The sequence below is a fragment of the Pseudomonas sp. Mn2068 genome (assembly GCF_049319725.1).
In the GTDB taxonomy this organism is placed as follows: Bacteria; Pseudomonadota; Gammaproteobacteria; order Pseudomonadales; family Pseudomonadaceae; genus Aquipseudomonas; species Aquipseudomonas gingeri.
On record NZ_JBMOUG010000015.1, the window covers coordinates 70,862 to 95,344 of the forward strand.

At 59.3% G+C, this 24,483-nt stretch carries 17 protein-coding genes, 1 tRNA gene and 3 pseudogenes; 11 read left to right on the plus strand and 10 right to left on the minus strand.

The window, feature by feature from the left end; all coding sequences use genetic code 11:
* Window position 1: 1 nt before the first annotated feature.
* From queC to ACL9RJ_RS26720, 11 genes and pseudogenes are all read left to right on the plus strand, one after another.
* Window positions 2–691 (plus strand): 7-cyano-7-deazaguanine synthase QueC, encoded by a 690-nt coding sequence (gene queC / locus ACL9RJ_RS26670; protein ID WP_422765833.1) that lies wholly within the window; start codon window positions 2–4, stop codon window positions 689–691.
* Between the two features lie 63 nt (window positions 692–754).
* Window positions 755–830: transfer RNA gene (locus ACL9RJ_RS26675), tRNA-Lys, on the plus strand.
* 353 nt (window positions 831–1,183) lie between these two features.
* The gene (locus ACL9RJ_RS26680; protein WP_422765834.1) at window positions 1,184–11,320 is read left to right on the plus strand and encodes a filamentous hemagglutinin N-terminal domain-containing protein; all 10,137 of its coding nucleotides are present in this window, start codon (window positions 1,184–1,186) and stop codon (window positions 11,318–11,320) included.
* 386 nt (window positions 11,321–11,706) lie between these two features.
* Window positions 11,707–12,021: pseudogene (locus tag ACL9RJ_RS26685) on the plus strand (IS21 family transposase); the annotation flags it as partial.
* Window positions 12,018–12,800 (plus strand): annotated as a pseudogene (istB, locus tag ACL9RJ_RS26690) (IS21-like element helper ATPase IstB). The pseudogenes ACL9RJ_RS26685 and istB, both read left to right, overlap by 4 nt.
* 582 nt (window positions 12,801–13,382) lie before the next feature.
* A complete protein-coding gene (locus tag ACL9RJ_RS26695) occupies window positions 13,383–13,730 on the plus strand; it encodes a hypothetical protein (RefSeq protein WP_422765835.1) in 348 nt (115 codons plus the stop codon).
* Window positions 13,727–14,074, plus strand: coding sequence for a hypothetical protein (locus ACL9RJ_RS26700; protein WP_422765836.1), 348 nt, complete (start codon window positions 13,727–13,729; stop codon window positions 14,072–14,074). The genes ACL9RJ_RS26695 and ACL9RJ_RS26700 overlap by 4 nt, the downstream gene beginning before the upstream one ends.
* Before the next feature lie 434 nt (window positions 14,075–14,508).
* The gene (locus ACL9RJ_RS26705; protein WP_422765837.1) at window positions 14,509–14,856 is read left to right on the plus strand and encodes an immunity 8 family protein; all 348 of its coding nucleotides are present in this window, start codon (window positions 14,509–14,511) and stop codon (window positions 14,854–14,856) included.
* 81 nt (window positions 14,857–14,937) lie between these two features.
* Window positions 14,938–15,639, plus strand: coding sequence for a transposase (locus ACL9RJ_RS26710; RefSeq protein ID WP_177118567.1), 702 nt, complete (start codon window positions 14,938–14,940; stop codon window positions 15,637–15,639).
* A 186-nt stretch (window positions 15,640–15,825) separates the two neighbouring features.
* Entirely contained in the window at window positions 15,826–16,215 is a 390-nt protein-coding gene (locus tag ACL9RJ_RS26715) for a barstar family protein (RefSeq protein WP_177118569.1), read from the plus strand.
* A 306-nt stretch (window positions 16,216–16,521) separates the two neighbouring features.
* Window positions 16,522–16,692: pseudogene (locus tag ACL9RJ_RS26720) on the plus strand (VapC toxin family PIN domain ribonuclease); the annotation flags it as partial.
* 72 nt (window positions 16,693–16,764) lie between these two features.
* Here the strand turns inward: ACL9RJ_RS26720 and ACL9RJ_RS26725 are convergent.
* The 10 genes from ACL9RJ_RS26725 to ACL9RJ_RS26770 all read right to left on the minus strand — a co-directional run bounded on the left by ACL9RJ_RS26725 (window position 16,765) and on the right by ACL9RJ_RS26770 (window position 24,483).
* On the minus strand, window positions 16,765–17,235 hold the full coding sequence (locus ACL9RJ_RS26725; protein ID WP_017124601.1) for a hypothetical protein: 471 nt from the start codon (window positions 17,233–17,235) through the stop codon (window positions 16,765–16,767).
* Entirely contained in the window at window positions 17,229–17,684 is a 456-nt protein-coding gene (locus ACL9RJ_RS26730; RefSeq protein ID WP_017124600.1) for a glucosaminidase domain-containing protein, read from the minus strand. Before ACL9RJ_RS26730 ends, ACL9RJ_RS26725 begins: the two co-directional genes overlap by 7 nt.
* Before the next feature lie 121 nt (window positions 17,685–17,805).
* Window positions 17,806–20,091 (minus strand): type II secretion system secretin GspD, encoded by a 2,286-nt coding sequence (gene gspD / locus ACL9RJ_RS26735; protein ID WP_422765838.1) that lies wholly within the window; start codon window positions 20,089–20,091, stop codon window positions 17,806–17,808.
* 55 nt (window positions 20,092–20,146) lie between these two features.
* On the minus strand, window positions 20,147–20,647 hold the full coding sequence (locus ACL9RJ_RS26740; protein ID WP_422765839.1) for a hypothetical protein: 501 nt from the start codon (window positions 20,645–20,647) through the stop codon (window positions 20,147–20,149).
* Window positions 20,644–21,267 (minus strand): type II secretion system protein GspM, encoded by a 624-nt coding sequence (gene gspM, locus ACL9RJ_RS26745; protein ID WP_422765840.1) that lies wholly within the window; start codon window positions 21,265–21,267, stop codon window positions 20,644–20,646. Before gspM ends, ACL9RJ_RS26740 begins: the two co-directional genes overlap by 4 nt.
* A gap of 1 nt (window position 21,268) precedes the next feature.
* Complete coding sequence (locus tag ACL9RJ_RS26750; RefSeq protein WP_422765841.1) at window positions 21,269–22,330, minus strand: PilN domain-containing protein; 1,062 nt, start codon at window positions 22,328–22,330, stop codon at window positions 21,269–21,271.
* A complete protein-coding gene (locus tag ACL9RJ_RS26755) occupies window positions 22,327–23,037 on the minus strand; it encodes a general secretion pathway protein GspK (protein ID WP_177118573.1) in 711 nt (236 codons plus the stop codon). Before ACL9RJ_RS26755 ends, ACL9RJ_RS26750 begins: the two co-directional genes overlap by 4 nt.
* Complete coding sequence (locus ACL9RJ_RS26760) at window positions 23,034–23,663, minus strand: prepilin-type N-terminal cleavage/methylation domain-containing protein (protein ID WP_422765842.1); 630 nt, start codon at window positions 23,661–23,663, stop codon at window positions 23,034–23,036. Before ACL9RJ_RS26760 ends, ACL9RJ_RS26755 begins: the two co-directional genes overlap by 4 nt.
* The gene (locus ACL9RJ_RS26765; protein ID WP_422765843.1) at window positions 23,660–24,031 is read right to left on the minus strand and encodes a type IV pilus modification PilV family protein; all 372 of its coding nucleotides are present in this window, start codon (window positions 24,029–24,031) and stop codon (window positions 23,660–23,662) included. Before ACL9RJ_RS26765 ends, ACL9RJ_RS26760 begins: the two co-directional genes overlap by 4 nt.
* Window positions 24,028–24,483, minus strand: coding sequence for a GspH/FimT family pseudopilin (locus ACL9RJ_RS26770; protein WP_422765844.1), 456 nt, complete (start codon window positions 24,481–24,483; stop codon window positions 24,028–24,030). Before ACL9RJ_RS26770 ends, ACL9RJ_RS26765 begins: the two co-directional genes overlap by 4 nt.

Here is a 24,483-nt window from a genome sequence, read left to right on the forward strand (position 1 = left end):
TATGACCATGCAAGCAAGCACTGAAAAGAAAGCGGTAATCCTGCTGTCCGGCGGCCTTGATTCGGCGACCGTGGTGGCCATGGCGCGCGCCGAGGGCTACAGCTGCTACACCATGAGTTTCGACTACGGCCAGCGTCACCGCGCCGAGTTGCAGGCCGCCGAGCGGGTGGCACGGGACCAGGGCGTGATCGAGCACAAGGTCATCGGCCTGAACCTCAACGGTATCGGTGGTTCGGCCCTGACCGACAGCTCCATCGATGTGCCCGAGACGCCGGGCGAGGGCATTCCGGTGACCTACGTGCCGGCCCGCAACACCGTGTTCCTGTCCCTGGCGCTGGGCTGGGCGGAAGTGCTGGGCGCACGCGACATCTTTATCGGTGTGAACGCGGTGGATTACTCCGGTTACCCGGATTGCCGTCCCGAGTTCGTCGCGGCCTTCGAAACCCTGGCCAACCTGGCGACCAAGGCTGGCGTCGAGGGCGATGGTTTCCGTATCCGGGCCCCGCTGCAGAACCTGAGCAAGGCCGATATCGTCCAGGCCGGGATCAAGCTGGGAGTCGACTATTCGCTGACCGTATCCTGCTATCAGGCGGATGCTAACGGCTTTGCATGTGGGAAATGTGACAGCTGCCGCCTGCGTGCTGAAGGCTTCGCAGCAGCCGGAATCAGCGACCCAACGCGTTATTTTTGATTTTTTTCATTTAAGGTGTTGAATTCCCGTTAGAAATCAGTATTATACGCGCCACCACACAGCGGGTCGTTAGCTCAGTTGGTAGAGCAGTTGGCTTTTAACCAATTGGTCGTAGGTTCGAATCCCACACGACCCACCATATTTGTTGTAGAAGAAAATCCGGAAAGCCCACGCAAGTGAGGATTTCCGGATTTTTTTTGCCTGCCACAAAGCGAATGATCTTCCTCTGTCTAGCGCATCCTCCTGCGTATCACTTCCGGATCCCGTCTGCTCTCAGCAAATGGGCGGATGCATCGTGCGTCTGCTCTGCAGCCTGTATCTGAATGGACACAATGTGCAACATTTGTTGACGCCAGAGATGCGTCTCTCTACCATCGTGACATCATATTGATATCAACTTTTGTTTCGAGGGATCGGGGCTGTTTGCACTCGTCTTCATGACGAGGCTGTGCGCTGTGAACTCCTTCACGCCTTCGCGCATCGAGACACCACATGGACGTCCGTCAGTTCGCCTTTCTCGCGGGTCAACCTTCTGCGGCCCTGAAAAAACGTGAGCACTTCCTGGGACTGCCCAAGCGCGGCCTGGCGTTCGTGTTGGCGAACGCCATGTTCTGGCAGCCACTGTTGGCCCAGGCGGACGGCATCGTGGTCAGTGCACCAGGGACTTCGCTTGGGCAAGCGGCAAACGGCGTACCTATCGTCAATATCGCTGCACCGAATGCCAGCGGCCTGTCGCACAACCAATTCAAGGATTACAACGTCGGCGCCAACGGGGTCATCCTCAACAACTCGACGCAGAACCTGCAAAGCACCCAGTTGGGTGGCTACATCATCGGCAACAGCAACCTCAACGGTCGTGCCGCCACCACCATCCTCAACGAAGTCAACGGCGGCAGCCCCAGCCAGTTGCGCGGCTACACCGAAGTGGCGGGGCAGTCGGCCCATGTGATCGTCGCCAACCCTTACGGCATCAGTTGCAGCGGTTGCGGCTTTATCAACACGCCGCAGGCAACGCTCACCACCGGTAAACCGGTGATCAGCAACGGCCAGGTGTCGGGTTATCAGGTCGACCAGGGCAGCGTGTCCATCGAAGGCGCCGGGCTCAACGCCAACAATATCGACCAGTTCGAAATCATCACCCGCTCGGCCCGGCTCAATGCCGAGATCCAGGCGAAGAACCTGGCGATCATTGCCGGCGCCAACGATGTCGATGCCAAGACCCTCAAGGCCACCGCCCGCACCGCCAATCCGGCCAATGCCCCACAACTGGCGATCGATTCCTCGGCACTGGGCGGCATGTACGCCGGGGCGATCAAGCTGGTGGGCACCGAAGCCGGTGTCGGGGTCAAGCTCGACGGCAAGATGGTCGCCAGTGGTGGCGATATCCAGCTCGATGCCAACGGTCATCTGAGCATGGTCGACACGGCGGCGACCGGTGCTGTCAACCTCAAGGCCCAGAGTCTGGAAGCCAAGGGCCCGGTCTACGCCGGCACGACCCTGGATATGCAAACCCAAGGCGATCTGAGCAGCCAGAACAACCTGGTCGCCAAGGATCGCATCACCCTGAACAGCGGCGGCCAGTTGAGCAACAACGGTATCATCGAAGCCGGGGTCAATCTCGATAACACCCGTAACAGCGAAGGCGACGTCAGCGTCACGGCGCAGAACCTCAGCAACGCCGGCAAGACCATCATTGCCAGCCGTGATCTGTCCGTTACCACGACGCAAACCCTGAACAACCAGGGCGGCACCCTGAGCGGCCAGCGGCAGACCACGGTCACCGCCGGCACCCTCGACAACCAGAACAAGGGCCGGGTACTCAGCGCTGCGCAACTCAACCTGACCGCCGACAAGGCACTGAACGGGCAGGGCGGCCTGATCAACAGCGCCAGCCAGCTGACCGCCACCCTGGGGCACCTGAACAACAATGGCGGTGAAGTCTCCAGCCAAGACAGCAGCACGCTGGTGCTGGGCTCGATGGATAACCTCACCGGCCTGGTCATGGCAGAGAACATCCTCGACATCACAGCCACCGGCGCGGTGAACAATCAGGGCGGTCGCCTCGGTTCGAACCACACCTTCAGCTTCAAGGGCCAGGCCCTGGACAACACTGCCAAGGGTCGCATCACCGCCCAGCAAAAGCTGGAGCTGACCGCCACTCACCTCGACAACTCGGACGGCTCGCTGATCACCAACGGCCCGCTGACCCTGCGCGCCGACACCGTGGACAACGCCAGGGGACGTATCTCCAGCAAGGACGACCTGACCGCTACCGTCACGACGTTCAACCAGCAGGACGGTGCCCTGCTCACCGAAGGCAACCTGAGCCTGACCGGTAGCAGCCTGGACAACCGCAATGCCGGCCTGGTCTCGGCGAAACAGCAGTTGACCCTCAACGTCGACCGCATCGATAACCGGGCCGGCGAGATCTCCAGCGTGCAGGCGGTCAACCTGGCCGGCCAGACGCTGAACAACAGCGAAGGCGGCAAGGTCCTCTCCGACACCGCGCTGGGACTCAAGGTCGCGCAGGTGATCAACCAGAGCCTGGGCCAGTTGGTCAGCCAGGGCAGCACCACGCTGACCGGCAGCCGCCTGGACAACAGCGGCGGCAAACTGAGTGCGCAGTCCGGCCTGGTGATCACCCTCGACGGTGCCCTGACCAACCAGCTCGCGGGTCTGATCAGCAGCGAAGGCACCCTGACGGCCCATGCTGGCAGCCTGGATAACTCGGGGGGCAGTTTTTCCACCGCCGGGCAACTGAAGATCACCAGCGATGGCGCTCTGGTCAACCAGGGTGGCCGACTGGTGACCGACAGCGGCATCGAGTTGCACAGCAGCCGTCTCGACAACCGTCAGGGCGGCACGATCAGCGGCCAGGGCGCGGTGTCGATCAACACCGGCGACTTCGACAACAGCCACAGTGGCTTCCTCAGCAGCGGCGATCGCCTGGACCTGACGGCCGCGCAACTGACCAACCAGAATGGTGGGCGCATCGGCGCCGCCAAGGCCCTGACCGCCAGCGTCACCGGCCTGGACCAGCAGGGCGGCCAGCTCAAGGGCGATACCTCGGTCAGCCTGGACCTCAACCACGGTCAACTGAACAACCAGGGCGGGTTGATCAACGCACCGTTGCTGGTCCTGAACAACCTCAGGGGCGTGAACAACCAGGGCGGGGAAATCTCCAGTGCCCAGGCCTTTACCCTGGCAGCCGACAGCCTGAACAACGACACCGGCAAGCTGCTGAGCAACCAGGCCTTGACCCTGCGCATCGATCAGGCGATGACCAGCCTCAAGGGCATGATCGCGGCGGCTGCGCTGGATGTGCACGCCGGCAGCCTCGACAACAGTGGCGGCACCCTGACCAGCCGGGCCGGGCTCGACCTGACCGTGGACGGCCAGCTGAGCAACCGCAACCAGGGCCTGATCAACGCCAGCAACGGCCTGAGCCTCGACAGCGCCAGCCTCGACAACCAGGGCGGCTCGCTGCTGGGCAGTGCGATTGCCATCGACTTCGGTGCTGCCACCGGTGACCTGAACAACGCCGGCGGGCATATCACCACGGCCGGCAACCTGACCGTCGCTCACCTGCGCGACCTGAACAACCAGGGCGGTGAATTCACCAGCACCCAGAGCCTGAAACTGAAGGGTCGGACCCTGGACAACAGCCACGGCGGCAAGTTGATCAGCACCAACCTGCTGGACCTGACGGCCGACAGCCTGATCAACCAGGACGGTGGCCTGCTCTCGGGCTGGGAGGGGGTGACGCTCACGGGCGGCAGTCTGGACAACCGCAACAACGGTACGGTCTCCAGTCGCAACGGCAACGTCGACGTAACCTTGGGAGGCGCGCTGCTCAACGGCAATGCCGGGGCGCTGGTCAGCCAGAAGGTCCTGACTGTCAACGCCGCCAGTCTCGATAACAGCAACCAGGGCATCCTCTCCAGCGCCCAGGGACAGACCCTGACGGTCAGCGGTTTGTTGAACAACGCCACGGGCGGTTCCATCGACAGCGGCGCGCTGCTGACGCTGAAGGCCATGGCCCTGAACAACGGCGGGACGATCAACGCCCAGCAGGCGCTGGCGTTTACCGGCACCCATCTCGATAACAGCAATGGCGTCCTCACCGGCGCCGCTGGCGTGACCCTGGATCTGCTGGGGACGTTGACCAATACCAATGGCACGCTGGGCGCCAACGACAAGTTGTCCGTTGATGCCGTTGGCGCTGTCTTGAACGACAAGGGTGGGCTGATCGCCAGCCGCAATGGCGACCTGCAATTGAAAGCCGCCAGTCTCGGTAACGCCAAGGGTTCGCTCCAGGGCAAGGGGGCAGTCGATCTCGACGTGAGCGGCGATATCGATAGCCAGAGCGGCAAGATCATCGCCCAGGATGGTGATCTGTTTATCAAGGCGGCCAATCTCGACAGTCGCGGGGGCGTGCTCTCCAGCATCAAGGGGGCCTTTGAGGCACATGTCGTCGGGGTCTTGAAAAACGGCTATGACCTCGACAACAACCGGCAAGGCGGGCTCGTTCAGGCCCAGCGTCTGAGCCTGAGCGCATTCGGTGGTGTCGATAATTACGGCGGTCGCATCGCCGCGCAGGCAGGCGATACCGTGATCGACGCGGGTACCGGCAACGTCGACAACCGCAATGGCGGTGTTTATGCGACGGGGCTGATAAAGACCAGCGGTAACAGCCTCGACAACAGCGGTGACAGCGGCGGACAGCTTGCCGCAGGCCAGATCGACCTGAGGCTCAACGGCGACCTGAACAACCGTAAGGGCATCATCGAAAGCAGCAGTAACCTTTCGATTGCCGCGGCCAGTGTCGACAACCAGAACGGCCAGCTCCGCGCGCTGGGTGCCAGCGGCAAGACCGAGTTCCAGATTGGCGGCCTGTTCGATAACCGTAGTGGCCAACTGGAAATCGCCAATAGCGACCTGAGCCTGGACGCGGCCGGTTTCCAGAATCAGGGTGGTAGCCTGCTGCACTTGGGTAATGGGACCCTGGATATCGCCACTGCGAATGTACTGAACGCCGGTGGCAGTCTGGTGACCCGGGGCGACCTGACCCTTGTCGCGGACAGCTGGACCAATAGCAGCATCATCCAGGCTGGGCGTTTGACCCTGAATATCGGCACGCTCAACCAGATCGCCGGCGCCCAGTTGCTGGCGTCCACCCGCCTGAGCGGTACCGGTGGCAACTGGAACAACGACGGGTTGATCGCCAGTGATGGCAGCTCCGACCTGAGCCTGACCGGCAGCTACAGCGGCAACGGGCGCTACAGCAGCCTGGGCACCCTGGGCCTGAATACCGCAACGGTGAGCCTGGGTAGCAACGCAAGTATCGCGGGCGGTGCAGACACCACAATCAATGTGGCGGGGCTGCTTGGCAACTATGGCCGGATCACATCCGCGGCGGGAATGACGGTCACTGCTGGTGGGATCAACAACTACGGCACCCTGGGCACCACCGGTAACCTGCGTCTGAGTACAGCGAATCTGCTGAACGACAAAGGGCTGATCTTCAGTGGCGGCGACATGGCGCTGCGCACCGATACGTTCACCAATCGTTATGCCGATGTGTACAGCTTCGGCAACCTCGGCATTGCCAAGGATGACAGCAATGGCCAGGGTTCATCGATCAACAATATCTCGTCGACGATAGAGAGCGGTGGTGATCTGAGTCTCTCGGCTGCTCATATCGAGAACCGCAAGGATGTATTTGAGGCGACGGGCGCGCAGGTATCAGCCTATATCGGGGTGCAGTGTTATTTCTGTTCCTCCACCACTTCTAACAATGTCAGTGGCCCTGAAGACAACTACTTGGTTTGGGTTGAAAACTACAAGTCTCAAATCATCCAGGATTCGGCATCTTCCAGCATAGCGGCCGGACGTAATTTTACCGCCACAGGCGGTGACTTCATAAACCAGGCTTCGACCCTCAGCGCCGCTAGCAACTTGACGCTTAACTTTCAGAATTTTACCAATCAAGGTGCTTCTGTAGGTGACTACAGCGTGCGGCGATCCTATTCCTTTGCCGCTATCAACTCATGGATCAATACCTACGATGGATTGCCATTCATGCGTACGGTGATGAATTACAACGCCGCCCATGATCCAGCCTACGGTACGGGAAAATATCTTCATGTTTGGACCAGCTCCGGCGCTGAATCTCTTGTCCAGGAGAGGGGGCGTGGTGGTGGCAGGGAGACAACGCGCTACGCCATATTTGGTCCATTGTGGTTTGAGGATCATGGCGACCGAGTCGATCCCAGCGTCGGTGCTGCTACCGGACCTTGGGAGATGCAGGCGGCCACGCCTTTCAACAACACGATTACCTACAACAGCCCATCTACCTATGCCAACGCAGTTGTGCAGGCGGGTGGTGCGGTCAATATCACGGCAACGCAAAACCTGACCAACAGCGTCATCCGTGAAGGCGTGGTAATCGACGGTGTCGCCTCCCGAGTGGGTTCGACACAGGTAGGTAACAGCACCGCTACCCTCGTCAATATCAATCGCCAGTTGCCCCCTGACCTTGCTCAGCAACAGGTCAACCCGCTGGCACTTCCTGGCTTCAGCCTGCCTACCGGGCAAAATGGGTTGTTCCGCCTCAGTGATGCGGCGAGTAGCTCCCCAGCCGACCAAGGCCCTCAAAGCTGGACCCTGAGCGGCACCAGCCTGAGCACCGCCCAACGACAACAGATTCAGCCCGCTGCGCAACTGACAGCGGTCGCGCTCTCGGACAACACCCAGACCGGCAGCACCGGCCCGTTGCCTCTTGCCCGTGTCCAGGGCCTGCCCAGCAGCGCCGGCCAGTCCCGTCCGCAGAAATACCTGATCGAAACCAACCCGGCGTTCGCCGACCTCAAGCAATTCGTGAGTTCGGACTACCTGCTGTCGAGGCTCGGTTACAACGACGAAGACAGTACCAAGCGCCTGGGCGATGGTTTCTATGAGCAGAAACTGATCCAGCAAGCGGTGGTCGCGCGTACCGGACAGCGTTTCATCGATGGCCAGACCTCGGATGAAAGCCTGTTCAAGTACCTGATGGACAACGCTGTCAGCAGCAAGCAGCAATTGAACCTCAGCGTGGGCGTGAGCCTGACCTCCGAGCAGGTTGCGGCCCTGACCCACGACATCGTCTGGATGGAAAAACAGGTGGTGAACGGCGAGGAGGTGCTGGTACCGGTGCTCTACCTGGCCCAGGCCAATAATCGCCTGGCGCCGAATGGGGCGTTGATCCAGGGCGCGGACGTCAACCTGATCGCCGGGGCGAATCTGGAAAACAGTGGCACCCTACGCGCCAGCAACAATCTGGCCCTCTCCGCCGGTAACGATCTGGTCAACGCCGGACTGGCTGAAGCGGGCAATCGCCTGGATGTCTTGTCGATCAACAACGTCGTCAACAAGGCCGGCGGCATCATCGCCGGGCGTGACGTCAGCCTGACCTCCCTCGCGGGCGACGTGGTCAACGAGCGCACGGTCAATACCTTCACCAACACCATTGACGGCTACCTGTATCGCAACGATGTAGCCGATAGCGCTGCCCGTATCGAAGCGGCGAATAACCTGAGCCTTAACGTGGCCCGGGACGTCAGCAATAGCGGTGGCGTGCTGAAAAGCGGCGGCGATACCAGCATCAAGGCCGGGCGCGATGTGAACATCGTTTCCGCCGAGCAGCACGACAGCACCATGATCGGGCGGGTGAAGAGCAACAGCGTCAGCCAGTACGGCTCCGATGTGGATGTCGGTCGGGATCTGAAAGTGCAGGCAGGTCGGGATCTGGCGGTGGTGGGCAGCAGCATCGACGCCAGGCGCGATATAGCCATGGATGCCGTTGAAAATCTGACGTTGAGTTCCGCGGCCAACGAAAGTCACGCTGACTACAAGTCCAAGAAACTCACGATTCAGGAAGATCACGTCAAGCAGATCATGAGCAGCCTGACGGCGGGCGGTGATGTGACCCTGAATGCTGGCAAGGACATGACGCTGGTGTCGAGCCGGATCGATGCAGGCGATGAAGCCCGTCTCACGGCCACTGGCGAGCTGAATGTACTGGCGGCGCAGGACACTGATTACTCACTGTATGACAAGAAAAAGAAAGGCAGTTTCGGCAAGTTGCAGACCCGTCACGATGAAGTGACTCACGTGGTCAATGTCGGGAGCGAGATCAAGACCGGAGGCGATCTGACGCTCAAAAGTGGGAGCGACCAGCGTTATCAGGTTGCCAAGCTGGAGAGCGGCGAGGACCTGACCATCGACAGTGGTGGCGCTATTACCTTCGAAGGCGTGAAGGATCTCTCCCAGGAAAGTCATGAGAAGACCAACAACAACGCTTTCTGGAATTCATCCAAGGGCAGTGGCAAGACCGACGAGACCTTGCGCCAGACCCAGATGGTGGCTGCCGGCACTATCACCATCAAGGCTGTCGAAGGCCTGACGGTTGATATCAAACAGGTCAATCAACAATCGGTAAGCCAGGCTATCGATGCAATGGTGGCGGCCGATCCACAATTGGCTTGGCTCAAGGAAGCCGAGAAGCGCGGCGACGTGGATTGGCGGCAAGTGAAGGAAATCCACGACTCCTATAAATACAGTAGCTCAGGACTTGGGCCCGCTTCACAGTTGATTATCGCGATCGTCATGGCAGCGGTTCTCGGGCCCATGGCCATGAATGCATTGGGGGCTGGAGTGGGCGCAACAGCCGCAGCCGGCGGGAGTGCGGTTGCAGGCGCTGCAACGGGGACAGGCTTGGGACTCAGTGCTGGTATGAGTGCTGGTCTCAGTGCGGTTGCGGTAGGTGCGGCAACCAATGCGACAGTCAGCTTTATCAATAACGGCGGGAATCTGGGGGCGGTATTCAAGGATGTGACGTCGCCGGATGCATTGAAAGGCTATGCCATTTCAGGGCTGACGGCGGGTTTGACCGAGGGGTATTTCGGCGCCTGGACAGGGACAACGCCCAATATGCCTCTGAACACATGGGCGAATGTTGGCAGTTTTGCGGCGAATCAGGCTCTTCAAAGTGGTACTTCTGCGTTATTGAGCAAGGCGTTAGGCAACGATGCCAATGTGGGAGATGCGCTGAAGGGCGCGTTGTTCAATACATTGGCGGCTGTCAGCTTCAGTGCCGTGGGCGATTACACCCTTGGAAAGTACGATGAAGGTTCGCCACAGAAGGTGGCTATTCATGCGATGGTCGGCGGATTGTTGGCGCAGGCCACGGGCGGCGACTTCAAGACAGGTGCACTGGCCGCAGGTGCCAACGAGCTTCTGATCAATCAACTGAGCGATCTGGTCCATAAAGACAAGGGGCTGTTGACCATGTCGTCGCAGATCGTTGGTGTCCTGGCGGCGGTAGCCCAGCGGGATACCGACGCCAGCAAGATGGAGAAAGGTGGCTGGGTTGCAAAAAATGCCAGTCAGTACAACCGCCAGCTGCATGCGGATGAAGATAAATGGATCCGCGAGCATGCGAAGGAATTTGCCGCCAGCCAGGGCATCAGCGAACAGCAGGCGGCTGAACGGTTGGGCCAGCAGGCGTTGAAGGATGTCGACTATCTGTGGCGTGCCTTGCTGACCGATGGTTCGGATGATGCTGCTGCGAAGTTCCTGGCCAGTACCGGCAAGACCTTTACCAACGACCTGGGTGAGCAGCAGGCGTTGTTTACGGCCAGAGGTCAGCAGTTGTTTCGACCGGAGATGTTCGCTGACACGGCTGATCCGCAGTTCTACCGCCAGTTTGTACAGAGTGGTGTGAGTCGTACCCTTACCCAGGGTTTGCTCAAGGAGATGCAGGACTCAGGCGTCGATATGAAAGATGGCACCTTGGACCTGGTCAAGTTCGCGGCTGCGAATCCGGGAGCCGCTGTTGCTGGTATCTGGAATGGCGTCAAGGAAGCATTTGTTACCATCCCGGACGGCTTTATAGAAAACGGTCATGCCATTGCGGAAGGTGCGGCAGTAGCTTTTAATGATGACATTACCGCCAAGCTCAACGCGATTTATGGGGTGGATGTATCCACTGCCCAACAAGCGCTCTTCTTCATGCGCACGGTTTCAGCGGTAACCGGAGCTGCTTCGGCAGGAAAGGCGGGAGCGAAGGTTGCTGAAAAGGTCAGTGAAGAGGTTGGCAAAAAGCTGGATGAGATTCTCAAAGATGCCAGTGAACGGAAATTGTTGGCTAAGAATGGTGATAAGGTACCAGATGGGGGCTTAGATCATCCAGACTCAGTTCCAAGAACTCCCTTGGCTGGACCAACAGAAAATTGGAAAATTTTTCTTAGCGCAGAAAAAGAAATACAGTTAGGGGCTATCTCTGCTCAAAAAGTTGATGATGTAATTAATGAGACATTGTTGGGGAAGAAGAATTTCAAGAGTGCATTAATATTGACTGCGGATGAGGTATTGTTGGCTGCGCAAAAATATCTTGGTTCTGAGTATAAAGAAATAGGAAAGCCGGGCTCTGGAGTTTTTCATAGCGCGGATGGTATAAGGGAATTTCGTATTGATTCGGGGTCTCTTGCTGGAGCCCATGATCCTGGTATCCCGCACGTCCATTTTGGGGTCAAGGATCCTGCTACTGGAAAGTATGTGGCGAACAATCATGTTCCGTATATTGAGTAAAGGGGTAGAGATGGCTATAGTTAAAGTTGGAGTGGTTATATCAGGCGATTTTTTAGGGTGGTCTATAACTATAGATGATGATCGAAAGGGGGGTACAGGTGGTTACTATATTTATCTGAGTAAAGTCGGTGAGAGTGGGTTCGATTATTGGTTTGAGCATGAGTATGAACTTAAGGCTCAGTTGGAAGATTATGAGGTGAGTTGGTCGGAATAGGGAGGCAGACCACGATTCTCGATTTTTGTGGCCTCATATGCTCCCAGTGCCAGCAGAAACGGGGACGGATTTATTTTCTGATCTATTTGCTACCCCTGAAAGCTTCCATGGACGGTGGAGCTAGTGATGCCCAGAATGGGGCGTGTTGTTTTACCAAATTATCCGCATCATATACCTCAAGGGCAGTTTCATCACGCCGTTGGCCGCCACGCTCAAGAGCGTGGGCTTGCCCTTGGATGTGACCACCGCCAACGCGCATATCGGTCGTTGGCTCGACGAAATCGCGCATCAGCGGATTCATGGCACCACCGGAGTAAAACCAGCGACACGGCTGGCTGAAGAGCGTGATGTCTTGCTGCCCCTGCCAGCCGGCAGGGTTACTACAGCCCCAGCGATCAGCTCGCTACAGCTGGGGCAGGTTCTACCGTACGAGAGCTTGCAGCACCCGCTTTCGGTCTACGATGAGTTGCTGGAGTGGAGCCGATGAACCTGCAACATGCCCGCATCATCGAGCTGTGCCAACAGCTCAAGCTTGAACGGATGGCGGTGGACTGGGCTGGCTTGGCACAGCAAGCGGCAACTCAGGAACAGAGCTTCGCCGATTTCCTGGAGCAGTTGCTGCGCGCTGAAGCCGAGGCACGCACTGAGCGCTCGCGACAGACCTTGCTGAAGATGGCGACACTACCTGCCCTCAAGACATTGGAGCAATACGATTTCGCCTTCGCAAGCGGTGCACCGTGAGCGCAAGTGCAGGAGTTAGCTGGACTGAGCTTCGTCGAGCGTGCCGAGAACATCGTCCTGCTCGCGCCCAGTGGCGTAGGCAAGACGCACCTGGCTTGCGCCTTGGCTTATCGTGCGACCCTGGCCGGTATCAAGATTCGCGTCATCACCGCCGCCGACCTGATGCTGTAACTCGCTGTCGCACATCGCCTGGATCGCCTGAAGGAGTATTTCAACCGCGCGGTGATGGGGCCTCGACTGCTGGTCATCGACGAAATTGGCTACCTGCCTTTGGGGCGCGACGAAGCCAATCTGTTCTTCAACGTCGTCGCCCGGCGCTACGAGCGTGGCAGCATGATCCTCACCAGCAACCTGCCGTTTACTCAGTGGGCCGGCACCTTTGCGGATGACCAAACGCTGACGGCAGCGATGCTCGATCGGCTGTTACATCACGCACACATCGTGCAAATCTCGGGCGACAGCTATCGCCTCAAGGACAAACCTAAGGGCGGCACCAGCCCAACACGTGCAGTGAAAACCGTTTAGAAACAGGCCGAGGGGGGCAAATTTCAATCAGCGAAAAATGAGTGAAAGGGTCGAGGCATCGCTCGTACTCTTCATGCCAGCTCTTCAGAGAATTCTTCGTCGGGTAGCCTAACTGATGAATAGTTGCCCCGGTGCGCTTTCCCAGTTTGATGTAGAGCTTGACTGCTCGGATGCGGTCTTCGTATGAATACATGAACTACCTCCAGATAGTCCAAGATTTCCGCCGCATCCCCGACCCTTGCTTCGTGGCGTTGGGTAATACAGCGATAGAACGGTGTCATCGATACGAGGCATTTGTACGACAAACCATTTCCGCAGACGAGATCAGGGTTATCCGTGATGCCTTGCAGCGCGGTCAATTGACAGGGACGAGTCGTTTTGTGGAGGAGGTGGAACGGATTACTGGGCTGCGAATAGAAAACCGAGGGCAAGGTCGGCCAAGGGGTAATCCGGAAAAATAAATCTGTCCCCTTTTTTTATGTTGGTAAGCTGAAAACGTGGGTGCATAATACTGGTACTAATGCACCATGCTCGATTGATGGGCGGCCGGTTGCGGTTTCGGGAGAGGGTGTAAAAGGATCTTTGAATACCTTGGAAGGTGTTCCTGGTCGAGTCCAGTCCCGAGTCAACTTAGCTAATGATGGTATGGAGCACTTGGCTTCACGTCACTTGTCGGGCAAAGTAAATGCAAGCCAGTTTTCTATCGGGGAGCCTCAGTTGCGTGGTCTTCTGCAAAGCAAAGCGGTTGTGAGTACACCTGTCACACGAATGGTAGACAGTGCTGATGGTGTGCGCTATGTGCGCGAAGTTGATGTTGGGCGTTCTATTGGTACGGATAAATTCAGTGGTGGGCAGTCAACCTCGATAATGACTGTTATGACTGATAAATTTGGGAATCTAGTAACAGCATTTCCAGGGGGGCTCAAATGAGCTCTCGTGACCAAGTGCGAGCGGATTTGCTGAGCTCTATGGCGTCGATGTTTTCAGGCGGCACTAATCCTCTGCTGTTGGCTGGTCTTAAAGCGGCGTTTCCCTGGTTGTCTTTTGCTCTGATCGTAAACTGGATTCCTGAACAGGCTGAGGATATTTACTGGGTGCTGATCGACTTAGATCGTATTGCAACTGTAGAAATCTCGCGATTAAGTAGTAGCTTGGAGGACGTATCAGTCGAAGTGTTAGATTTAAATAAATATAAGGAGCGCCGCCTTTCCATTGAGAACCGCCGAAAGCTCGAGGTTGCGATTGATCTGATGAAGGAAAATTACGCTAGCTAGAGGTTTTCTCTAGTGGTGCAAAAGGTGGAACTGCTAGCTCCGGCGCTGAAAATGCGGCCTTGTATCCAAAACTTAAGGATCAACTGATACAAGAAAACCTGAGCAATATTGCGGCTCAGGACTCAAGATTAGCTGCGACTGTGAACGGCAGTGGAACGAAAAATCCGAACTTCTCTATAGGTCAAGGTACATCTTCCGAAGCTAATCAGTTGGGTAAACCTGGTTTGGAGATGGTGCGACAAAAAAACAAGTGATGGGCTTGGTTTGATTAGTGCAGACGGCACTCGTTTATATAGGCCGCCAACACCCAAAGATTCATCTTTTGCAACGACAGGCGTGCAGGCCAATTTTGAAATGTACAACATCAACCCGGTAACAGGCCAGCGCGTAAAAGTAAGTAACGGTCATCTGAATGTGGCTGACTAGGAGGAGTGATGCGTGCTGTTATAAAAGGTATTTCTAATGATTTTTTTGATGTCGAAACCTACGTTCCTGAGAGCGTGGAAAACTTTTCTTTAAGTCTTCGTATTCGAATTGGACTTGATTGTACGCAAGGGGCAGATGATTTTGAGCTTTTCATCTGCACTCCAAGGTGGCTAGAAGAGACAATGTGGGAGCCTCGTTGGGGGAGAGGTCTATTAATTGTTCGAGAATATGATTTTTCGATTGTTAATGGATTGATTCATGAGTATGTGAGTCGCTGCGAGGGGGATAGCTGGGAAACTATCGTGATAAAACTGGGGAAGGTATTTTCCTGGGAGTTTGATGATTACCAATTATAATTAATAGCGCGGAAACGAGGACGGATTTATTTTCTGATCTGTTTGCTACTCTGAAAGCTTCAATGGAAGGAGGCTTCAGGTATGCCCAGGATGGGACGTATTGTCTTACCAAACTACCTGCACCATGTAGTACAACGCGGTCATAACCGTCAGATAGTGTTTGCGGGTACGGAAGACTATCAGTGTTATCTCGCGAATCTGCGTGAACTCAAGGAAGCATTCGGCGTGAAGGTTTACGCCTATTGTCTGATGACCAATCATGTTCATCTTTTGCTGGCCCCTGGTGATGCGAGCAGTGGGTTGGGGCAAATGATGAAGGGGCTGGCGGCACGAATGACGCGCTATCGCAATCGGTTAGAATGGCGTTCAGGCACCTTATGGGAAAGTCGATACAAGTCCAGTGTTGTGCAATCAGACTCTTATCTGCTTGCCTGTTGCCGTTACATCGAATTGAATCCTGTGCGCGCTGGTATGGTGGCTGATCCTGCAGATTACCCTTGGTCGAGCTATCAAACCCGGGGAAGCGAGATGGAGGATGGTCGGTGGCTGGATGCTGACCCTTGCTTCGTGGCTCTGGGTAATACAGCGATAGAATGGTGTCATCGCTACGAGGCATTTGTACGACAAACCATTTCCGCAGACGAGATCAGAGTTATCCGTGATGCCTTGCAGCGCGGTCAATTGACAGGGACGAGTCGTTTTGTGGAGGAGGCGGAACGGATTACTGGGCTGCGAATAGAAAACCGAGGGCAAGGTCGGCCAAGGGGTAATCCGGAAAAATAAATCTGTCCCCTTTTTGGTCCCCTTTTTGTGGAAAAATAAATCTGTCCCCTTTTTGTGGTCCCCTTTTTGTGCTTGGATTTCAGGGGTGGGGCCGCAGCGCATAGTGGTAGGGAAAGGCGGTGAAATGTATTACACGCCGGATCATTATAAAACATTTGTTCCGATAAAAAATTGAGGCTTTCGAATATGTTACCTTTTACTTTTAAAGATCGGGCTCCTTCCTATGATTCGGCAAATGTTTTTTATGTAAGGATTGATCCTGGTATAGAAGTGCCGGATGAACTTATAAAGTCATTGTATTATTTGCTTTGGTTTCCTGGGTACTTTGGGTTTAATTGGGATGCGTTATATGATTGCTTGAGGGATTTGGAGTGGATTCCTTGTTATAAGATTGTGATTTTTCATGAGACGTTGCCTTTGCTGGATCGAAGCGATCTAAAAATATACTTGGAAATATTACGTGATTCGGTAATTGACTGGTATGAAGATGAAACCCATGAGCTTGAGGTGGTATTTCGGTGCGCCGATGAGGTAATAATTGACGAAATTTTAAAGGGTAATGCGGTTGAGGTGTGAGTGGAGGAATTGGGGGCAGACCTTGAGGAATCCCCACTTTTTCCTATATGAAATCAAGAGGTTGGAATATTGAAGCAGCCTGCCTGAGTCGTCAGCTTGGTTTGCACCACACAAAAGCAAGACCCCGAACTCATGCAAGCCATCCAATTTTCGATCGTACCCACGCTCTGCGTGGGCATGCAGCCCGTGACGCTCTGCGTCACAAAGGGCGGACGCAGAGCGTCCAGTGAGACACTCCCACGCTGGAGCGTGGGAGCGATCAAATTGATTTGTGGGGATTCCTCAGGGTCTGTCCCCTATTTCACGGAGCTGGCAACAGCCGGCACCCCGCTGGGCCCTTGCGATCAGATGATTGCCGGACACGCCCGTTCACAAGGATTGATTCGGGTGACAAATAATTCACGCGAGTTTGACCGCGTTCCGGGCCTGCGCATTGAAGACTGGGTATCGGAAACGCAAGCCCCGGGTCAGGTATGACTCGCGAGCAGCCTGTGTCGCTAATTCGCACCCTCGGATTAACCGTCCAGGCCGCCCGCTGGCCTGGAGCCGCTACGGCTCCTCGTCACACCCCAACCCCTCACGCTGCACCTTCTCATCACCCAGGCTCTTCCCGGTCCTGCTCATGATCCGACCTTGCAGTTGCTTGAGCTCAGGTCCCGTCAGGCGCTTGCAGCTGTTGATTTCCCAGACATCCCCGGTCGTGGTGCTGACCGAGAACAATCCCCAGTACTCCGTGGCGCCGGCCTTGGGGTCGTTGTAGCCCAGGCTGAAGTCGAAATAGCCCGGATGAGGCGGGTTGCCGTTTTCGTCGGCCAGGTCGCCGTCGATAAAGACTCCGGGCTTGCCCAGTTTGTAGTCTTCATGCTTGAGCGCCACTTCCAGCACCTGCTGGGCCTGTTCGCGGCTCAGGCCCTGGGGTTTGACCTGGTCGGGCTGCAAGGCCTGCGCGGCGCACGCCGAGAGGGTGGTGCAGGCGAGGCCCAGGGTGAACAGCCATGCAGCGGTCGTCTTGATCAGCACGCCATTCGTCCTTTGACTGCGATAATGATTTGCGCCAGGTACTTGGCGAACCCGTCGCGCCCGCCCGTGGCGGCGTTGCCGGTGTTGAAGCCGATCTTCACCAGGGTCTGGGCGAATTCCAGTGGGTCTTTCTTGCCCCTGACCGCCGCGCCATAGCGGGTGGCGAAGGACTGGGCGCATTGCTGGAAGGACGAATACTTCGCCACCTGGATCCGGGCATTGCCCATCGGCGCTTCCGAGCCGATCTGCAACGGCGCCGGGGCGTGCATGGAGAAATAGTTGTTCAGCTCCCGGGCGATGCGCCCGCTGCCGTACTGGCTCTCCTGGGCGGCTAGGCCGAGGATGTTCTCCACCGGCAGTTCCAGTTGATCGGCGATCGGCTGGCAAACCGCCTTGTGTTTGCTGACGAATGTCACGGCGGCAATGTTGTTGCAGAGTGCGGCACTCACGGCTCTTCCCTCGAGTGATCGGTCAATTCCATTGGTGTTGCCTGAATCGCTGGCAAGTATAGGACAGGGTTGATCCGCGTTACAGGAACCGCGTCTCAACGTGGTCAGATTCCGGCGCGACTCAAGGCGGGGAGCCTGCCCTGGGCCTGGCCTCGATCGGCTTCATCAATTGCAGCTGCTGGCGATATTCGTCGGTAATCTGCCGGGCCTCGCTGTTGCCGGTGATCACCCTGGGCGTGATCAGCACGATCAGTTCCGAGCGGCCACGCTGACGCTGGGTGTTGCCGAACAGCCAGTGCAGGCCGGGGATCCGTCCCAGGTACGGCACGCTGTTGTCGGTACCGTTTTCGTTCTGCTTGATCAGGCCACCGAGCAAGACGGTCTGGCCGCTTTGCACCGCCACCTGGGTCGAGACGGCGCGGGTCGAGATGGTCGGGTTGCCGTTGGCGTCGACGGTGGTGCTGGCGTCGCTGACCTGCTGCTGGATATCCAGGTACACCAGGCCACCCGGATTGATCCGGGGCACCACGTCGAGGATCACCCCGGTCTGGATGTATTGCACCGAGCTGGTACTGATGGTGGTGGTGTTGGTGTTGATGGTGGTCTGGTTGATCGGGATGTTGTCGCCCACCTGGATCTGCGCCTGTTGATTGTTCATGACCACCAGCGAGGGCGCCGACAGCACGCGGGTATTACCGTTGGTTTCCAGTGCGTGCAGGGCGACTTGCAGGTTGTTGCTGACGAACGAGTAGAACAGTGAGTCGGTGGCGCCCAGCGCCGCGCCGCCTCGACCCAGCGCGCCCTGGCTGCCGGAGGCGTTCTCGATGCCCTTGGTGGCCGAGTTTCCAGCCAGGCGCCCGAGATACCATTGCACACCCAGGTTCAGCGAGCCGGTGAGGCCGACTTCGAGTATCCGGGTTTCGATCTGCACCTGCATCGGCGGGTTGTCGAGTCGCTGGATGGCCGACTGGATTTCCGCCCATTGGGTGGGCCGGCTGCGCACCAGCAACTGGTTGCTGCTTTTCTGCGCGGTGATCCGCACCGAGTTCGTCGGGTTGTTGGCATTGACCGGGGCCCTGCCGCCATTCGTTTGCCCAGGGGGGCCCAGTTGCAGGTCGTCCGAGGCCCTGTCCGGCGAGGTCCGGGTGTCGGCGCTGCTGCTGATGGGCGGCGGCAGGCCCTGGGTGCCACCCGTATTGCCGGGCAAGCCCCAGTTGCCCGCGGAACCGTTGCCAGGGGCATTGCCCGGTCCGTTGCCGAAACCGTTGCTGGTCAGGGTCACGGTGCGCAGACCCGGGGCGACCTGGGCCGCGGCGTCCTCGGTGACCGACTCATCGCTGTAGATCTGGCGCAGGTAACGGGCCAGGTCGGTGGCCTTCATGTTGCGCACGTCATACACATACATCTGCGGTTCGTCGCCGCCGCCCTGGTCGATGGTGTCGATCCAGCGGCGGACGTCGTTCAGGTACTCCGGTTGCGGCGAGATGACGACAATCGCATTGGTCCGCTCGATGGGCAGGAAACGCAGCATCCCGGCCAGCGGGGTCGCGCTCTGGGCACCGAACAGGCGCTCCAGCTCGGGCATCAATTGGCCCACGTTGGCGCGCTTGAGACCAAAGACCCCGATGGACATGCCCTTGAGCCAGTTGACGTCGAAGGTGTTGATGGTCTGCTGGTAATTGTTCAATTCGTCCGGGGTGCCGGCCATCACCAGCACGTTGCGCGAGGTGTCGACGGCCAGGAAGGCATTTTCCCGGGCAAACGGCTTGAGCAGCTTCTGCATTTCCAGTGGCGAGATGTAGTCCAGCACGAAAAAGCGCGCGCTCAGGCCACTGCCCGGTTCCGGAATGGACTGCCGGGGCGTGAGCTGGCCCGCGACCGCCTGGTTGGCCGGCAGGACCAGATAACGGTCGCCCTGGCGGATGATCGCGTTATTGGTCCAGGACAGCAGAGTCTCGAGAATGGCGAAGGCCTGGGCCTTGCCCACCGGCCTGGAGGTCGAGAAGGTCACATCCCCTGTCACGCCCTGGCCGATGCTGTAGTTCTCCTTGAGCACATCGCCGAGGATTGTGTTGACCACCGCCTGGATCGGCACGCCGGCGAAGTTGAACATCGTCCCGGTGGTGTCCGTGGGCGCCGGACGGGCTTTCACCGGGGAGCTGTCACGGGCCACCAGGCTCTGGCTGCCGCGGATGATCGGCGAGCTGGAAGCGGCTGGCGTCTGGGTGGTCGTCGGGGCGACGGCGGCGGGCAGCGTGGTTGCCTCCTGGCGGGCCCGATCCTCGCCGGTGCCGGCCAGGCCTTGACGGAGCAGCAGGTCGTCATGCACCTCGTCGGTCACGGGCGAGACGCAGCCCGAGAGCAGGATGAAACCGATAAGACAGGGACGGGCGATGCGTTCGATCACATTGATTCATCCTTGTGCGGTGCCCGGCATCCAGGGGCCAGGCACCGGGGTGGTCTCAGTGCACGGCGGTGGCCGGCAATTTCAAAACGGGGATGCTCAGCTCCTGCTCGGTGGACTTGAAGCTCAACGAGACTTTTTCCGCGCTGATCCGCTCGACCCGCCAGCCATTGGGTAGGGTTTCGCCTTCCGCGACGCTCAGGCTCTTGCCCTCGCGGGTCTTGAACAGCGCCCGGCGCAAGGCTGCGGAGACGGCGACGCCGTTCAGCGAAAGGCCAGCCAGCGACTGTGTATCGTGTTCGCCTGTGGCGATCGGGGCCGCCGGGTCGGGCTTGCGGTCGCGGTTGAACAGCGAGCGCTCCCAGATGCCGGCATAGGACGACAGCGGTGGCGGCGCCTCGACCGCCACGCTGGCTGGAGGCGCTGCCGCTGGCGGCTGGATCTGCTCGGGATCCCATTCGACCCCCGCGCCCAGTCCCTCGAACAAGGCGAGGCACAGGGCCGCTGTCGACGTCACGAAAACGCCCAGCCAGAGCGTGAGTCTGTCCGGGGTCTTCATGTGGCCGGCTCCCCTTTGCGGGTGGGTGCGCTTTTACCCGGCGGGTTGTTCAGGTAGGCGCTGATTTGCAGTTGCACCGCCAGGCGGTGAGAGCTTGCGGGAGCCTGGACCGCGTCCTTGCGAATACCGAGGGTTTCGACGAACAGTGAAACCTGGCCGTTTTCCAGTCCGTGGAGCAAGGTCACGAGGGGCTCGATGGCACAGTCGAGGTTGATACTGACCCTGACCTGGCGATAGGGCGCGGTCTCGTCGACAGCGACCGGCATGCGATTGCTCATCGTGCAACCGCCGCTGTCCGGGGGCAGCGCCTGCAGCCTGGAAACCACCTGTTGCATGAGTTGCGCGGTGGCGGCACCGGCGTCGGAGTCCGGCAGCAGGTTGTCATTGTTCGCCGGTGTGCTGCGGGCCTGGGCCAGTTGCGCCTGCAATAGCGGGCGCTGGCCTTCCAGGGCCTGGTAGCGTTGATGCTGGGCGCGCAGTGTGGTCATTTCCTCGCTGATCGATTGCAACGGCGCGGTGAACCACCAATGGATGCCGATGAAATAGCCGGCGATCAGGCCGAGCATGGCCAGGATCAGGGCCGCGGCCCGTTGTTCACGGCGGGTCAGGCGTGGCGGCATGTCATTTCTCCCGGGGCCGCAGGCGCGCGGTGAGGTTGAGACGGTCCTGGCCGGTGCTGGCATCGGCCTGGATCGCGCCCTGGAATTGCAGGTCCTGCAGGTGCGTACAGGCCTTCATCTTGGCGATCAGGTCACTGGCCTGGCTGCTTTGCGCGCTGAGGATCAGAGTGCCCTGGGTATCGATGTTCAACTGCTCCAGCCAGGTGTCGGCGGGTATGCAGGCGGTCAGTTCCTGCAACAGGACGGTCCTGGACAGCGACAGGGCTTTCTGTGTCTGCACATAGCGCCCGGTGTCGAGCAGTTCATCGAGTTGCCGGCGCAATACCTGGATCTGTCCGGTGTCGTTGCGCAGTGTGTTGACCTCGGCGGTCATGGCGTCCAGGGCCGACTGGTGGTTATGCACCCACAGCAGCATGGCGACCAGCGACAGGACGGCGCCGAGCAGGGCCAGCGCGAGTTGCAGTCGCCGAGTCGGGTGACGGGTCTGGGGGCGGCGGTGGGGCGGCAGCAGGTTGACATGCAAGCGCGAGCCGCCACGATCCAGCACGTCGATTGCATCGATGCGCAAGCCTGTTCGCGCCGCCTCGTCCAGGAGCGTGTCGATCCGCTCGCGCAGGGCGACCACCAGGGTCAGTCCGAACATGGGCCGGGCCTGCTCCGCGGGGGGATCGCGAACCGTATCGAAATAGACATGGGCGGCCTTGAACGGTGTGTACTTGTCCATCTCGAAGGCCAGCGCCGCTTCAACTTGCGTGGCCGCTGCCTGGGGCAGTTGCACACGGGCGAGGAGGACCTGTGCGCAGGGCAGCAGTAGGACCTGGCGTCGATTTCCCGGTGGCTCATCGGCAACGGACGCCTGGGGCAGTCCCCCGGCGTGCCAGTGCAGCAGCTGTTCCTGGTTGGCTGACGCCAGGCGCTCGCGCCAGCGCCGGGGCAGGCAGCCCAGCAGTTCCCGTTGCCACCAGCGCAGGAACACCGGCAGGCGCGAGGCGTGCCACTGTTGCGAGAGCTGGCGGGTGGTCTCCAGCAGGGTGCCGAGCCGGCGGCTGTCGAGGGCCTTCATTCCTGCCACCGCAGCACGCGATAGCGTTGCGTGCCCTCGGCCTGTGGGTTGAGCAGGAATGTCACGTTCAGGTTTGCCGAGGTCGTCGCAGTCACCGCGGCTTGTATCCGGGCGCTGTAGATCGGTCCGGCGGTGCCTGCGAGCACGGGAGATGCCAGCTTGAGGGCGGCTCGCAAGGGTTCGGTGGCAAGACTCGGGTCGGGCTGGGCCAGGCCGGTCCACAGCGTCAGGTTCGGGGCCAGTTGCGCATACAGCCGACGATCCATGGCAGCGAACAGTTGCAGTTCCTCGAGGCTTCTTATCGGCGTGCCGCCATTGCGCCGTGCCAGCAGTTCCCGGGCCAGTCGCCTGCCCTGGTCGGGACTGGCGCCCAGGTAACGCACGACCCGGGTGAAGTCCTCGACGCTGACCTGGTTCAGGTCCAGCTTGCCGCGTTCGCCGTGCAGTTCGACGCTCACCTGCGCCTCTTCGATCGTCAGGCGATACAGGCGGCCGTCGGCGATCATGCCGGGCGTTTTGCTCGACAGGTCCTGTACCACCATTGCCAGGCCGGATTCGGCGGCGAGCAGGGCGCGGGTGTGCTGCAAGGCATAAGCGCTCTGGCGATTTTCCAGGCGTAGGGTGCCGACCACCACGGCCATCATCAGGCTCAGCAGCGCCAGGGCCCAGAGCGCCAGGACCAGGGCGGCCCCGCGTGCGCGGTTCATCGCGCGGCCTGGGCGTCATTGCTGCCCAGGTTCATGCGGATAACGACCACCAGGGGCGGCCAGGCGATCGGGCCGGCGGCCTGCAAGTCGATGCGCAGGGCCAGCGGCAGGCGCTCCGGCCAGGGCCAGCGGGGCAGCCAGTCGGTAGAGGAGCCGTTGTCGTCCAGGCCACGGTAGCTCAATTGCCAGTGGTCCAGGTCGCGCAGCAGGATCTGCGGCTCCCCCCAGGGATGCAGGCCCTGCTGGTCGATCTGGAAGAACGCCACTTGCAGGTCCCTTGACCCGCGCCGGTTTTCAACCACCGAAAACACCTGCAACGGCAGGCCTCCTGCCAGCCGTGGCGGCAGCGGGGCGACAAAGCGCATCTGTTCGTGCTCGCCCTCGAATACCCGGTCGTTGTTCTGCGCATCGCGCTGAAACACCGCCGGATAGGCCTGTTGTACCGAGCTTCGGAGAAAAACCTGGGTCGAACGGATCTCGTCGAGACGGCTGGAATAGCGTTCGCCGAAGTCTTGCGTGCGGTTGCTGACGGTCAGTGCCGAGGCGATCAGCACCATCAGCAGCCCGAGCAGGCTCAGGGCGATCAGCACTTCCAGCAGGGTGAAGCCGCGCGACCGTGCAGTCATGGCCGTGCTCCCGTTGTCCGTCCCTGGGCACGCCAGGTGACGAAGCGCTCTTGCCGGGAGCCCTGTTCCAGCACCAGTTCCAGTCGATAGAGGTCGGTCGGCGGTGTGCCGGGTTGTGCGGTAGCGATCAGTTGCCATTGCACCTGCGCCAGGCTGCCTTGCCAATGCCCCGGCTTGAGCAGCCCCCGGCTGCGGTCGTCGAACAGGGTCCTGGCCAGCAGCGCCATGCGGGTGCTCTGCTCGTCGCGCAGCAAGGCCCGGCCGGTGGTGCCCATGGCGTTGAGATAAACGGCGAAGCCGACACTCAGCAGGACCACGGCCGCGAGCATTTCCAGCAAGGTAAAACCGCCCTGGACAGGTGCTTTCATGGCTGTGCCCCGTCCTGCCAACTGACTTTGCCGGTCAACCAGGCGACGTCCACCCGCCAGCTGTTCGGACCGCGTTGCAGATAGACATTGCCGCCACTGGAGCCGCCGTCCGGATAGAACTCGATCGCCCCCTCGCGGGATGACGACAGGTCGGCGGCGGTGGTCAGGCGCAGATGCATGCCCTCGGGCAGAAAATGCTCGGCCTGGTCGTCCATCCGGTAGCTCCCGCGCAGTAGGTCGAAGTGCAGGGTGGCCGGCTGTCCGCTCAGTACGGCGTGGCTGCGGACATTGCGCAGGGCCAGGCTCAGCTCGCGCTTGGCCTGGCGCTCACGGGCGTTTCCCAGGCCACCGGCGACACTGTGGGCCAGCAGGCTGGCCCCGATGGCGATGATCAGGATCACCACCAGCATCTCCAGCAGGGTGAAGCCCCGTGTGGCGCCCACGTCGTTCAT

Bases quoted from the DNA above. Each gene is read 5' to 3' on its own strand.
- queC (WP_422765833.1), top strand. From the start codon at position 2: ATGACCATGCAAGCAAGCACTGAAAAGAAAGCGGTAATCCTGCTGTCC.
- ACL9RJ_RS26680 (WP_422765834.1), top strand. From the start codon at position 1,184: ATGGACGTCCGTCAGTTCGCCTTTCTCGCGGGTCAACCTTCTGCGGCC.
- ACL9RJ_RS26700 (WP_422765836.1), top strand. From the start codon at position 13,727: ATGAGCTCTCGTGACCAAGTGCGAGCGGATTTGCTGAGCTCTATGGCG.
- ACL9RJ_RS26705 (WP_422765837.1), top strand. From the start codon at position 14,509: ATGCGTGCTGTTATAAAAGGTATTTCTAATGATTTTTTTGATGTCGAA.
- ACL9RJ_RS26710 (WP_177118567.1), top strand. From the start codon at position 14,938: ATGCCCAGGATGGGACGTATTGTCTTACCAAACTACCTGCACCATGTA.
- ACL9RJ_RS26715 (WP_177118569.1), top strand. From the start codon at position 15,826: ATGTTACCTTTTACTTTTAAAGATCGGGCTCCTTCCTATGATTCGGCA.
- ACL9RJ_RS26740 (WP_422765839.1), bottom strand. From the start codon at position 20,647: ATGAAGACCCCGGACAGACTCACGCTCTGGCTGGGCGTTTTCGTGACG.
- gspM (WP_422765840.1), bottom strand. From the start codon at position 21,267: ATGCCGCCACGCCTGACCCGCCGTGAACAACGGGCCGCGGCCCTGATC.
- ACL9RJ_RS26750 (WP_422765841.1), bottom strand. From the start codon at position 22,330: ATGAAGGCCCTCGACAGCCGCCGGCTCGGCACCCTGCTGGAGACCACC.
- ACL9RJ_RS26755 (WP_177118573.1), bottom strand. From the start codon at position 23,037: ATGAACCGCGCACGCGGGGCCGCCCTGGTCCTGGCGCTCTGGGCCCTG.
- ACL9RJ_RS26760 (WP_422765842.1), bottom strand. From the start codon at position 23,663: ATGACTGCACGGTCGCGCGGCTTCACCCTGCTGGAAGTGCTGATCGCC.
- ACL9RJ_RS26765 (WP_422765843.1), bottom strand. From the start codon at position 24,031: ATGAAAGCACCTGTCCAGGGCGGTTTTACCTTGCTGGAAATGCTCGCG.
- ACL9RJ_RS26770 (WP_422765844.1), bottom strand. From the start codon at position 24,483: ATGAACGACGTGGGCGCCACACGGGGCTTCACCCTGCTGGAGATGCTG.